Raw genomic sequence first — 12,552 nt, 5'->3', positions numbered from 1 at the left:
AGGGGAAGAAAAAGGGAGGAAACAGGGGCAATAATCAAAGGGGAGAGGATGGATGCGTTCGCCGCTTCAACTCAGTCGGACGGATTTTGAGAAGGGGAAGAGATTTGTTCAGGAGAAGGCCCGCGGAATCGACCGGGCGTTGTTTGAATATGCGTTTGGCGAAGGATCTCCAGAACGGGTTTGGGAGGAGTTGGAGAGGTACCAAAACGAGGACGGGGGATTCGGACACGCCATCGAGCCGGATTTCCGCCTCCAAGCTTCTTCAGCAATGGCCACCACCGTCGGATTCCAATATTTGATCGCCGTCCAAACGCCCGCGGATCACCCCATGGTGAAAAAGGGGATCCGTTATCTTCTCGAGGCCTATGATGAGCGTGCCGGTCGATGGAAAGCCGTTCCTGAATCGGTGAACCGCGTGCCCCATGCCCCCTGGTGGCATTACGACGAGAAGCGGGGGCAAACCTCGGTGGAAGAGGCTTGGGGAAATCCCTTTGCGGAAATCGTCGGTTATTTTCACCGGTATTCCCGGTGGGTGCCGGCGGATTTTCTCGACGATTTGACCCGCCGGTGCATGGAGCATCTCGAACGAACGAAATTGACCATGCACGAATGTCTCTGCTATGTCCGATTGGCGGAGCAGGCCCCCAAATCTGTCCGGGACCGGATTATCGGGGCAATCCGCCTCCAATTGGCCGATTTGGTGGAGACCCGGCCCGACCGTTGGGATCAGTACTGCATGCAGCCCCTCATGTTAGTCGAAACTCCCGTGTCGCCTTTTTACGAGGAGATGGCCGACGATGTGGCCAGAAACCTGGATTATGTGATTGAAAAACAATCGGAGGACGGTTCTTGGGATCCCAACTGGGAGTGGGGGCAGTACCACAGGGATTGGCAGGTTGCCAGGGAAGAGTGGAAAGGATACTTGACGGTTCAAAATCTGATCAAGCTGAAGGCCTTCGGTCGAATCGATTTCCGGAAGTAGGCTCCGTCAAAAGAAGGGGGACTCGTGCGCAAGCTGAGAACGGGGATCGCGGATCACGTGTTGTGGGCCCGTCCAGACGATCTTTGGTCGGCGGGTGCTTCGCCCGGCGGCGAAGATTCCCATCTGCGCGGCTCCTCTTTTGTGTAAGCTTGAGTTTGGTGAATGGGCTGCGGGAGATGGACATTTTTGGCTCGATTTGTTAGAATTCATATAACCAATCAAGGATTGAGGGGGCAATCGGCGCGAAATGCATTCCGACCGCTGAATCCGAGCCCAATCAGATACGGCGTCTGGGCCCGCTACGGTGGAGCGGTCGGGATTTTTATGTCCATTTTTAAGGATACGCGTATAACCGAGGACGGAGGGCACGCTTTTTTTGTGCGATGTCGTCGGGGGTCTGCGTTCGACCCTCCTCACCGTTGCCGGGCAGACGCTTTTCAAAGTGCAACGTGAGGAGGGTTTTTTATGGTGGTTTTGAAGGCGGAGAACCTGAAGAAAGAGTGGAACGGAAAACGGGTGTTTGAGAACGTCCATTTGGAGGTGGAGCAGGGGGAGCGCGTCGCCCTGATCGGACAAAACGGAGCGGGGAAAACGACGCTGCTGGGATGTCTGACGGGGAGGATCCCCCCGGACGGAGGAACGATTTTTCGCCGCTGGCCGGCGGAACGATGGGAGTTGGTGGAGCAGCATCTGACGGTACCGGAGGATTGGAGTGTCAGGGATTTCGTGGAATCCGGAAGCACGGAGTTGCACCGGTTGAAGCGGGAGCGGGTCCGGCTGGAGCAATGGATGGCCGACGGGGGAGGGGAGCGGATGCAGGAGCATGTCGTACGGTACGGATCGGTTTTGGAACGATTCCAGCTCCTCGGCGGCTATGAGTGGGAGTTGGAGGTGGAAGCGCAGCTGACCCGCTTTCGCCTGTCCGGAGAGGCGTTATACAGCCGGCTGAGCGGGGGGCAAAAAACCCGTGCCCAATTGGCCCGAGCGTTGATGGGGGATCCGCCCCTGTTGCTCCTGGATGAGCCCACCAATCACCTGGATGTGGAGACGGCGGACTGGTTGGGGGAATGGATCCGGTCATATCGCGGAACCGTGCTGTTTGTTTCCCACGATCGGGAGTGGATCGACCGGCTGGCTGACAAAACGGTGGAGCTTACGCCGAAGGGAACCCGGACCTACAGGGGAGGATATACGGACTTCAGGCGGGAACGGGAGCGGGAGCGCAAAGAGCAGGAAGCCCTCTACAAAAAGCAGCAGCAACAGAAGCGAAAATTGGAGGAAGCGATCCGCCGCTACCGCGAATGGTACGCAAAGGCCCACACCACCGCCGGCGAGCGAAATCCCTTTCTGAAGAAAAGGGCTGAAAAGAACCGAACCCGTTTTCAGGCCAAGGAAAGGGCGCTGGAACGTCTGGAGCAGGAAAAGGTAGAGCGCCCCAAAGAGGATCCCCGGGTGCAGGTCCGCTTCGAAGAGGGCACCTTTGAAGCGCGCCATCTGATTCGGCTGGAGGGAGCGGATGTCGGTTACGGGGAGGAGACGGTACTCAAGAATATCACCTTCACCCTTTCCCGGGGGGATCGGATGGTTGTGGTCGGCCCGAACGGAAGCGGGAAGACGACGCTGTTGAAGTTGCTCGCCGGAAAACTGGACCCCCGCACGGGGACGGTGATCCGCCATCCGGCTCTGCGGGTGGGCTATTTCGCTCAGGAGCTGGAGAATTTGAAGGAGGATGAGACGATTTTGGAGAGCCTTCTTCGCCTTCCGGGGATGACCCAGGGAGAGGCTCGGAACATTCTCGCCGCGTTTTTGTTCCGGAAGGAGGAAGTTCACCGAAAAATCGGCAGTCTCAGCATGGGTGAACGATGTCGGGTGGCTTTCGTCAATCTCTATTTTTCCGAGGCCAACCTGATGGTACTGGATGAACCGACCAACTATCTGGATATTCCCACCCGGGAGCGAATCGAGGAGGCGCTGCTTCAATACCCGGGAGCGATGGTGCTGGTTTCCCATGACCGCACGCTGTTGAAGAAGGTGTCCAACCGGGTGGCCCATTTGAGGAATGGGCGCGTGGAAATTTATCCAGGGGGATATGGAGAGTATCTGACCCGCCTGAAAGATCGGGCCCGGTCGGCCGATCCCGAAACGGAGAGGCGAATCCGTTCCCTGGAATTGGAATTGAGCCGGCTGATGGCCGAAGAGGAGCCGGAAACGGAAGAGGACAAAGGCATCCTGTACGACCGCATCCGGGAGGTCAAAGTGGAACTAATGCGGTTGAAGGCCTTGAAGGAAGCGGAACACTCCTCCCATGGCTGATGGGTGTGACGACTGAAGTAAAACCGCCGCCGGTTCACCGGCGGCGGTTCCTTTTGAGGGTACCCTTATGGAAGCGACCGGACCATTTGTCGGAGTGAACCCAGGTGATAAGCCGTGTGGGCCAAAGTCCCCAAAAGGATGTTTGTTTTATAGGGATCCCACTCTTTCACCTGGTCCATCCTTTCCATGAAGGTTTCGTATTCCTTTCGAAGCTCCCGCAAGAGGTTCTGCCAGGTTTCCTCATCGACGCGGCGTATCTTCCAGCTTAAGTTCCAGTCCAATTCGGTCTTTTCACCCCGGAGAAAAGAATTGGCACCGGCGATGTAATATCGAATATGATCGACGTGGGCTGCGATCGGTGCCTCGCTGGTCGGCACCGGACGGGAAGCATCTTCGGCGGACAGGTTTTTGAGTGTTCCGAACAGACCGGAATCGGGTTTTGATTCGGTAAACCAACTGCCGCTTCCGGGGGGACCTTCAAAGGCCTCTTTCATGATTTCCTTCAGGGAGTTCCACAACATGGAGCCGTCGGGAGGAGTCAAAGGGAAGACCTCCTTCAACAAGTGGTAGGCCCGCTTCGCGGGAGCAAGCGATGCGTAACGATCAAAAACGAAAACGGTTGTTACAAACCGATTATATCACAGAAGGGCGGAGATGATGGAATGTTTTTTTCGATTATATATAAACAAGTTTGTAATACAAACTAAAAACCCAAGAAATCGCCCCACATGAATCTATGGGGCGCGCAATTGCCTGACCAGCTTTTCGAAATGGAGCTTTCGCGAGGCTTTGAAATAGATGACGGCGTTTCGCGGGAGCTGTTGAAGAAATCGGGCGGCGCCTTCCCGCGAGCTGAAGTGGCGCACCCGCGAAGGGTTCATTCCGTGGGATACGGCCGTTCTCCCGATTTCCCGGGCGTCTTTTCCCACGGTGACGAGCCAATCGGGGGTGATTTTGGCGACGAACCTGCCCACTTGCTGGTGGGCCCATCGGCTCAGACCGCCCAGCTCGAGCATGTCTCCCAGTACGGCGACGGCAGGACGGCCTCCGGCGACATGTTTCAGCACTTTCAGTCCTTCCATCATGGCGGTGGGGTTAGCATTCCAGGCATCGTTGATCAGCGTTCGCCCGCCGCGTCCGGCGACAAATTGGAGGCGCATTTTCGGCGGTTGAAAGCGGGCGAGCCCTTCCTGGATGTCCCGGATCGGAACATGGAGCGCGCGGGCGATGCCGATTGCCACCAGGGCGTTGTACACATTGTGCACGCCGAAAACGGGAATGCGGAAGACATAATCCATTTTATCCAGCCTCACCCGGAATTCCATTCCCCGGGCGGTGTAACGGACCGAATGGGCGCGAACATCAGCCGGGTTGCGAATGCCGAAGGTGCGTACAATTCCCCTGAAGCGATGGGTGCTCAACTTGCGGGATCGGGGGTCGTCGGCGTTGAGGAAGAGGATTCCCCCCGGACGCATTCCGTCGATCAGCTCCTGTTTGGCGCGGACCACGCGGTCGAGGCTGCCCAGGCTTCCGACGTGCGCTTCACCCACATTGGTGACGGCACCGATTTCAGGACGAACCACCCTGCACTGCCGGGCGATGTTGTTCAGGGATTTCATGCCCATCTCCAGCAAAAGAATTCGGTGACCGGGGGAGAGGCGGACCAGATAGGAGGGCAGGAAAGAGTAGGTATTCAGGTTGCCCTGGGTTTTGATCATCGACCATTTCCGCTTCAGGATGGATGCCGTCATCTCGGTTGTCGTGGATTTTCCGGCGCTGCCGGTGATTCCGATGACTCGTGGCGAGCATTGTTTCCAATTCCAGAGGGCCAGGCGCCAGAAGGCGGCAAAGGTGTCTTCGACGGTGACCAATCCGACGGAGGGAGGAATTTGATGGTGAGAGAGCGAGCGCGGAAGGACAAGGGCCTTCGGTCGAACACGACGGATGGCGTCCAGTTGCTGGTTCCAGGATTTTTTCTTGGTGTAAAAATAGATTTGATCGGAGCGAAGATATTTGGGCTTTCCAAAGTTTGCGGTTTTCAGCCAGAGACTCCTGTCTCCGCGTATCAAGTTGCCGCCGATAATCCTGGCCAGATTCCCAAGGGTAACGGCTTTCGTGGCAATCCCCTCCCATCCCGTAATGACGAAGGCAAAGGCTTCCTGACGATTGGGACATTTTATGTTATTATGTTATTCCCGTCGGCGATCCGTGGTTTGGGCAAATGAACAGGAAGGGGAAATTCAAAGGTGGCAATAATAAAAACAGGTTTGTGAAACAAACATCAAAAGCCCAAACAACCTCCAAAGTACATCAACAACGGCGTTTATTTGTCATGTGCAATCGGGGGATGAGACGGCGATGGGTAGTCGAAACAAGCATATGAACAGGATCGAATCGGTACCGCGTTTGTCGTTTGGAATGCCTTGCGGCGGGATGGAAGGATGATCCGCTGAGCCATGTACACGTCGCGCAGCGCGAGATCGTCTTTGGCGGGGGAGAAGTCCGTGTTGTCAGTGACGGCGGATGCGAAGGCGCCGTTGTGTCGGCGGCGAAAAAAAGCGGGGGATGTTCGGAGGGCAAAGGCGGGAAGCGGGCTCTCGTCAATCTTTCAGGTTTTCGATTGACGACCGGATCCGGTCCAGGTTCTTCCAGTAGTTTTGCACGGCAGCCCGCCCCTCCGGCGTGATTCGCACGGTGGTCTGGGGGATTTTTTTGCGGACAAAGTGTTTGTCGATCGAGACGAGATTGGCCTTTTCCAATTTGGAGAGGTGACAGGAGAGATTCCCCTTAGTCAAACCGGTCATCTCCTGGAGAAAAAGAAACTCGGCAACATTGCAGGCGGCCAGAGCATTGAGGATGGCAAGCCGCGCGGGCTCATGGACCAGCTTGTCAATCCGGGCCAATTCTTTGAAGGGCATCGGGATCACCTCGCAAATATTATATCACAAGATTCAAATTAAAGACCAGTTTGTATCACAAATCACAAAGAATACTTGAAAGAGTTCGTTTGTTAATTGACTCCAATTCCGCTATACTTTTGATGAGAGGAATCTCCAATGACGATTTCGCGCTGTGACGAAGGAGAGCATCCTCTTTTCTTTTTTCATATTATCAATCTTTGCCTTGATTTTGCGGGAAGGGATGTGGAGGAATTGATCGATTGGTCCTTGTTTGAGCGGTTGACGCAGGCGCCGGGGGCCCCGGGTTTCGAGGGGGAAGTGCGCGGTATTCTGCGAACTCATCTCGGGAAGCATTCCGATGAGTTGGTTCAGGACCGCTTGGGCGGAGTGTTCGGAATCCTCCGCGGCGAATCCGGCCCCTGGGTGATGGTTGCCGGCCATATGGACGAGGTTTCCTTCATGGTGACCCGGATCACCGAGGGGGGCTTTTTGCGGTTTCAGCCTTTGGGCGGATGGTGGAATCAGGTGATGCTGGCCCAGCGGGTTGAAGTGATCACCCGAACCGGAAAGCGAATCCCCGGAGTTATCGGATCGGTGCCGCCTCATCTGCTTAAGCCGGATGCGCGCACAAAGCCCATGGAGATCGAAGAGATGTTTATCGATGTCGGTGCCCGGGATGAGGAAGAAGTTGACCGGATGGGCATCCGTCCCGGCGACCCGGTCGTCCCGGTTTGCCCCTTCATCGAGATGGCAGGGGGACGACGGTTGATGGCCAAGGCCTGGGATAACCGATTCGGTTGCGGCTTGGCCGTCGAGCTGCTCAAGGAGATGAAGGAGAGCAGGCCGCCCAACACGCTGATTGCCGGCGCCACGGTTCAGGAGGAACTGGGTTTGAGGGGAGCGGAAGCGGCGGCAAATCTCATACAACCCGATATCTTTTTCGCGGTGGATGCCAGTCCCGCCGGTGATATCCCCGGCGTAAGGGAAGGGTTTGGCAAGTTGGGCGGCGGAGTGCTGATCCGCGTCTATGACCGCACCATGGTCACGCTTCCCGGCATGAGGGATTATCTCCTGGACACTGCCGAAAAGGAGAACATTCCCTATCAGTTTTTCGTCAGCCAAGGCGGAACCGACGCGGGAGCGGTTCACCGCTCGGGAACGGGGGTTCCATCCGCGGCCATCGGCGTGTGCGCCCGATACATCCACTCCCACGCGGCCATTGTGGACAAGGATGATATCGAAGCGGCCAAGGCTTTTCTGATCGCGCTGGTGAAGGGACTGGACGATGCCGCCGCCGAACGGATTCGTGAACGCTGACAGTTTGTGATTGGAGGAAAAATCTGATGGAAGAAACGTTTGCGGAAAAACGTCCCCAACATGTCAGGCCGTTGGGATTTGGTGAGATCCTGGATATGACGTTTCGCGTCTACAAGAATCGATTCGTTTCGATTTTCGTGATCACTCTCCTGTTATGCGGCCCTTTCTATTTTCTGAACGAAATTTCGACTTGGCTGATCATGATCCGAAGTATGGAGACGGTCACGGAATGGGACGTCATCGCGGACCTCGCCCTGCTGATCCTCCTTTTCATCGTTATCATGTTGTTCGGGGTGATTTTAATGCCCCTCTGGTTTGCGGCAGTCACGGGGATTTCCGCAGGCGCTTTTTTCAGGGATGAGTCCTTCACCTGGATCGAAGGGCTGAAACTGGCCGGAAAATACGGTAAAAAGAGCATTTTGACCTGCCTTTTGCTGTTCGCTTTGGGGACGGCGTATGTGCTGATCTATTTCGCTTCCCTTTTTATCTTCCTTCTTTTAATGCACACGGCCGGGGCGGCGGATTGGGTGTTGGGAATGCTGATGGTTTTCCCGTCCTTGTTTTTTGTTTTCTTCACGCTCTATCTCTCTATCCGCCTCAGCCTGATTTTCCCGGTAATGACGGAGGAGGGCCTCGCTTACTTTCAATGTCTGAAACGGAGCTGGGCGCTGACAAAATCCTCCTTCTGGAGGATTTTCGGCCTGCTGCTTATCCTGGTTCTTCTGGACAGTTTCATCACAAGCATTCCGTCTTCCGTCAATCAGATGCTTTTGTTGGATCCCTCTTTCTATTCGATGGGGATCGCCATGGTCTTCTCCCTCACGATCACGCTCTTTTTATGTCTGACCGCTCCCTTGAAGATGATCGCGCTGGTCCTTATTTATGCTGACCGCCGGGCGAGAAGGGAAGGACTCGACCTCGAAATGCAGATGGCCCGAATGGAGACCCTGGCCTGATGATGGAGGAGGAGGGCATGGACGCGGAATATCAACAGGCTCGAGAACAGTTGGAGGAGATCTTAAATCGCAAGGAATACACCGGCGGCGACTGGCTGGAACGGGGGATCCGGTTCATCGATGAATTCCTGGAAGGGTTGGATTGGCTTCCGTCCCTGTCCTTTCCCGGGTGGGAGATCCCCCCGTGGCTGTTGCCCGCTGTCCTTTTCCTGTTTTTTGTCTTTTCCCTCGTGTGGGTTAGAGGGCACCTCACCCTGAACAGGCGACTGAAAGGGAACGGGAAAGAAAGCGCCCCCGGAAAGCCCGCCAGTGGTGAAAAATTGCAGGAGCTCGGCGAGGAGGCCGCCCGTCGCGGCGATTTCCGACTGGCCATCCGATATCTTTTTCAATCGGTCTTGACGGCGCTGCGGGATCAGGGGATGCTCAGCGAAGTGTCCCGTCGGACCCACAGGGAACAGATCGCTGAGATCCGGTCGCGGATGCCCGAAAGGTGCTCCCTTTTTGAATCGTTGGTTTTCCGCTTTGAAGAGGCTTGGTACGGTCAGGTTCCGGTCGGGCCCGGGGATTATCACCGGTTCCGTGAGGAAGCGGACATGCTTTTGAAAGGAGACCCAGCCCATGCAGCAGAGGGATAAAACGTGGGTCGGAGTTCTCATCATGGTGTTGCTGTTGGGCGCTTTGGCGGTGCTTTTCCCCCTCCTGATCCCGAAGGGGGCGATGCGCACCTTCTCCTCCGACAACCCGGGCAAATCCGGCGTGAAGGCGATTCGCGATTTGCTCGCGGAGCGGGGGGTGCAGGTTCAAAAATGGGAAAAGGAGTGGGATCATCTTCCGCACACCAAGGGGAACGTGCTTTTCATCGTCGAGCCGGAAATCCGGGGTGTCGACAAAGAGGAGATTTCCAGCCTCCGGGAATGGGCGGAGAGGGGAAACACCGCGGTGATCTGGTCAAGTTCGGGTTTTCTCCTCTTCAATGAGATGGGCTTTTCGCCGACTTCGGGGGGTGACGCTCCCCAAATCGTTTCCGTTGCTGAAAGCTCCGAAGAGTGGTTGCGCCATATCGATCGGTTGATGCTGCCCGAAAACAACCGGGTCCAATCAGGTGAAGACATCGAGGCGGTGTTGACGGACCTTCGGGGGGAAATCCTGGTGGCCCGGAAACGGCTGGGGCAGGGTCAGATTTTTTACATTCCCGAACCGGAGATGATCACCAATCGGTTTATCAACCGGGGAGACAATGTGGCACTTCCTCTGTTTTTTGCTTCTTTTGCGGAGGGAACCCTCTGGTTTGACGAAAGCGGTCCCCGCCTCGCGAAAGAGGGGTCTTCCGGAGAGAATCCCGCCCAAAACTTGAAAAGCTGGTTCGGGGATCAAGGAATTTTTGCGGCGGCGGAGGCGTGTATCGCTTTCCTCCTGTGGCTGTATGTGCGCGGGAAACGCTTTGCCGCTCCCCGGTGGGACACGGTGGATCGATTCCGGAGTCAGGACGAGTTTGTACAGGCCATGGCTTCTCTGTATCAGGTCTCCCGCCTGCGCCGCGATTCCCTCGAGATATTGGAGCGCTCCTTCCTCCGGGATGTTTCCAGGATGGCCGGCTTTCCCTTCGGAACATCCCGGGACCGGCTGGCGGAGCGGATCTCGGCGATTGCGGGCGGGGAGACCGGGGAGAGATTCCGGCTGCTGATGGAGGAAATCGAGCGACGAAAAAATACAAGGATCACGGAAAAGGAACTGATTCGTCTCACCCAGGAGATGGAAGGATGCAGAAGGGAGATTCGGAAATGGAAAATCGGACCTTAGGGGGAAACCGGATTGCCGAGACCACCGAAAGGGTATTGGGGCAACTCGAATCGGCGGTGCTCGGCTCCAACCTCAATCTGCGACTGCTGTGGGCAAATCTGTTGACCGGAGGACATGTCCTTCTGGAGGGAGTCCCCGGCCTGGGAAAGACGCTCATGGTCCGCTCTCTGGCCCGAACCGTGGACGCGTCCTTTTCCCGCATTCAATTCACGCCGGATCTGATGCCGTCGGATGTGACCGGCACCAAGGTGTACGATCCTCAGTCGGGGCGTTTTTCCTTCAAAAAGGGGCCGGTCTTCACCCATCTGCTTTTGGCGGATGAGATTAACCGGACGCCACCCAAGACGCAGGCGGCCCTTCTCGAAGCCATGGAGGAGGGGCAGGTTTCCATCGACGGGGAATCGATGCCGTTGCCGTCCCCTTTTTTTGTCGTCGCCACTCAAAATCCTCTCGAATATGAAGGGACTTATCCCTTGCCGGAGGCGCAGCTGGACCGGTTTTCAGTCAAGTTGATCATCGATTACCCCGCGGAAGAAGAGGAAGCCGCTCTCCTGCGGGAACATCGGCTTTCGGCCGGGCGGGAGTCAAACCTGAAAAAAGTCGTGGGAATCGAGGAGCTGTTGGCGCTGCGGGAGGAGGTGGACCGGATCACCGTGGAGGAATCGGTGCTCCGATATATCACCGCCATCGTCCGCGGCACCCGCCAAGATCCCCGCATCACTTTGGGAGGAAGTCCCCGAGCCGGTCTGAGCCTGCTCGCCTTGAGCCGCGCTCTGGCCGCCATGGACGGACGCCACTTTGTAACGCCCGACGACGTGATAACGGCAGTGAAACCGGTGCTCCGCCACCGAATCATCCTCGCGTCGGAGGCGGAATTGGAAGGGATGAAAACCGATGACGTCATCGAAGAGATCGTCCGTTCGATCCCGGTTCCGCGATAACGCCTGGTTGCCGGGCCCGCTGTTGATCGCGCTGTTCGTCGTCGGAATCGGGGTCATCCTGTTGGGGGCCTGGATGGAGCGGGGATGGATGTTTTTCCTCCTTTATAACGGATCGATTCTCTTGCTCGCGCTGATCGACATGGCCTTTCTGCGCGGCGTATCCCGGGTAAGGGTCAAGAGGGAATGCGGTGCCGTTTGGGAACTGGGGATGGATCATCCCGTCCGGGTGGCGGTTTTCAACCCGCTCTCCTTTACACTTCGTTTAAAGATCCGGGACGATTATCCGGAGGGCTTTCGGGTCGACCGGCGGACGATGGAGGTTACCGTCCCGCCGGGAGAAACCGCGGAGACAGTCTACTCCGCCCGTCCTCACCGACGGGGAAGGCACCGATTTGACCGCATTCACCTCCGGGCCGTGGGTCCGCTCCGGTTGGCAGTCCGGCAAAGGGCTTTCGATGCGACGGAGGAGAGGAAGGTGTTTCCTCCCCTTACAGAGGTGCGGAGGATCCGCAGCGGTGTGTACCGGAAGGCGCTGGCGCTGAACGGGCCACATTCCCGCCGCTCTTGGGAGCGGGGATCCGATTTCTCCCACACACGGGATTATGTTCCCGGCGATGAACCGAGGACGATCAACTGGATGTCATCGGCCCGCAGGGGACGGCTGGTCACCAATGTGTATCAACCCGAGCAGGGACAGTTGATTGCCATCCTGTTGGACTCAGGACGCGTGATGGGGATCCGCGAACAGGGGCAAACCCGCCTCGACCGTTCGCTGGAAGCGGCTTTGGGGCTCTCGGCGATCGCTCTGGATCGGGGGGATCAAGTCAGCTTCCTCTCCTTTTCCAACCGCATCAATCGGTGGGTTCCTCCGGGGAAGGGGATGGGCCACCTGCAACAGCTGATTCAGGCCTCGTTCGACCTGGAGCCCGACTTATCGGAATCCGATTACCGAACCGCTCTGGAAACCCTTGCACTCCGTCAAAAGCGACGCTCGCTGGTGGTTCTGTTTACGGATGCGGACAATCTCATTTTTTCAGATGAATTGATGCAATATCTGGCCGTGTTGAAGCGGAGGCACCTGATTCTTACCGTGTCCATCCGGAATCCTTCCCTGCAAAGGCAGGCGGAGAGCTGGCCTGTTCGGGGAGAAGAGGTTTTCCGGAAGGCGGTGGCACAGGAACTAAAATGGGAACGGGAAGAGCGGCTGAGCCGACTTCGCAGGCAGGGAATTCTCGTGCTGGATTCCCCCTCCGACCGATTGGCTCCGGCGGTGATACATTCCTATCTGGAAGTGAAAAACCGGTCCGCCCTGTGAGGGAGTAGAAAATATCCCGCCCCGACCG

The 12,552-nt window shown here is 56.8% G+C and carries 13 protein-coding genes; 10 read left to right on the top strand and 3 right to left on the bottom strand.

Annotated features, from left to right (window positions below; translation table 11 throughout):
• Window positions 1-52: 52 nt before the first annotated feature.
• The 3 genes from CLV97_RS03695 to abc-f all read left to right on the top strand — a co-directional run bounded on the left by CLV97_RS03695 (window position 53) and on the right by abc-f (window position 3,295).
• Window positions 53-982: a hypothetical protein gene (locus CLV97_RS03695; protein ID WP_106344188.1), complete on the top strand. Its 930-nt coding sequence runs from the start codon at window positions 53-55 to the stop codon at window positions 980-982.
• A 24-nt stretch (window positions 983-1,006) separates the two neighbouring features.
• Window positions 1,007-1,129 carry a hypothetical protein gene (locus tag CLV97_RS18735; protein WP_281257577.1) on the top strand — a complete coding sequence of 41 codons (123 nt, stop codon included), beginning with the start codon at window positions 1,007-1,009 and terminating at the stop codon, window positions 1,127-1,129.
• Between the two features lie 318 nt (window positions 1,130-1,447).
• On the top strand, window positions 1,448-3,295 hold the full coding sequence (abc-f, locus tag CLV97_RS03690; protein ID WP_106344187.1) for a ribosomal protection-like ABC-F family protein: 1,848 nt from the start codon (window positions 1,448-1,450) through the stop codon (window positions 3,293-3,295).
• Window positions 3,296-3,360: 65 nt separating this feature from the next.
• Here abc-f and CLV97_RS03685 read toward each other — a convergent pair whose 3' ends face one another.
• Together CLV97_RS03685 and CLV97_RS03680 are read right to left on the bottom strand one after the other, a co-directional pair.
• Window positions 3,361-3,837 (bottom strand): hypothetical protein, encoded by a 477-nt coding sequence (locus tag CLV97_RS03685; RefSeq protein WP_106344186.1) that lies wholly within the window; start codon window positions 3,835-3,837, stop codon window positions 3,361-3,363.
• 192 nt (window positions 3,838-4,029) lie between these two features.
• Window positions 4,030-5,166: a UDP-N-acetylmuramoyl-tripeptide--D-alanyl-D-alanine ligase gene (locus CLV97_RS03680; protein ID WP_245891365.1), complete on the bottom strand. Its 1,137-nt coding sequence runs from the start codon at window positions 5,164-5,166 to the stop codon at window positions 4,030-4,032.
• A 24-nt stretch (window positions 5,167-5,190) separates the two neighbouring features.
• Here CLV97_RS03680 and CLV97_RS18490 point away from each other — a divergent pair, with 24 nt between their 5' ends.
• On the top strand, window positions 5,191-5,520 hold the full coding sequence (locus CLV97_RS18490) for a hypothetical protein (RefSeq protein WP_245891370.1): 330 nt from the start codon (window positions 5,191-5,193) through the stop codon (window positions 5,518-5,520).
• Window positions 5,521-5,895: 375 nt separating this feature from the next.
• Here the strand turns inward: CLV97_RS18490 and CLV97_RS03675 are convergent, their stop codons facing one another.
• Complete coding sequence (locus CLV97_RS03675; protein WP_106344184.1) at window positions 5,896-6,213, bottom strand: transcriptional regulator; 318 nt, start codon at window positions 6,211-6,213, stop codon at window positions 5,896-5,898.
• Window positions 6,214-6,450: 237 nt separating this feature from the next.
• Between CLV97_RS03675 and CLV97_RS03670 the strand changes: the two genes are divergently transcribed.
• Genes CLV97_RS03670 through CLV97_RS03645 form a run of 6 tightly spaced genes read left to right on the top strand, consistent with a single transcriptional unit; the run spans window position 6,451 to window position 12,524 of the window.
• Window positions 6,451-7,512 carry a M42 family metallopeptidase gene (locus CLV97_RS03670; protein WP_106344298.1) on the top strand — a complete coding sequence of 354 codons (1,062 nt, stop codon included), beginning with the start codon at window positions 6,451-6,453 and terminating at the stop codon, window positions 7,510-7,512.
• 26 nt (window positions 7,513-7,538) lie between these two features.
• On the top strand, window positions 7,539-8,468 hold the full coding sequence (locus tag CLV97_RS03665; protein WP_106344183.1) for a hypothetical protein: 930 nt from the start codon (window positions 7,539-7,541) through the stop codon (window positions 8,466-8,468).
• Window positions 8,469-8,485: 17 nt separating this feature from the next.
• Window positions 8,486-9,103: a DUF4129 domain-containing protein gene (locus tag CLV97_RS03660; protein ID WP_146130400.1), complete on the top strand. Its 618-nt coding sequence runs from the start codon at window positions 8,486-8,488 to the stop codon at window positions 9,101-9,103.
• Window positions 9,087-10,268 carry a DUF4350 domain-containing protein gene (locus CLV97_RS03655; protein WP_106344181.1) on the top strand — a complete coding sequence of 394 codons (1,182 nt, stop codon included), beginning with the start codon at window positions 9,087-9,089 and terminating at the stop codon, window positions 10,266-10,268. The genes CLV97_RS03660 and CLV97_RS03655 overlap by 17 nt, the downstream gene beginning before the upstream one ends.
• A complete protein-coding gene (locus tag CLV97_RS03650) occupies window positions 10,250-11,209 on the top strand; it encodes an AAA family ATPase (protein WP_106344180.1) in 960 nt (319 codons plus the stop codon). The genes CLV97_RS03655 and CLV97_RS03650 overlap by 19 nt, the downstream gene beginning before the upstream one ends.
• On the top strand, window positions 11,163-12,524 hold the full coding sequence (locus CLV97_RS03645) for a DUF58 domain-containing protein (protein ID WP_106344179.1): 1,362 nt from the start codon (window positions 11,163-11,165) through the stop codon (window positions 12,522-12,524). The genes CLV97_RS03650 and CLV97_RS03645 overlap by 47 nt, the downstream gene beginning before the upstream one ends.
• The last annotated feature ends 28 nt before the right edge of the window (window positions 12,525-12,552 follow it).

The organism is Planifilum fimeticola, from assembly GCF_003001905.1.
Taxonomy (GTDB): Bacteria; Bacillota; Bacilli; order Thermoactinomycetales; family DSM-44946; genus Planifilum; species Planifilum fimeticola.
Note: the sequence above shows the minus strand (reverse complement) of the source record. Positions and strands in the feature narration are given on the sequence as shown.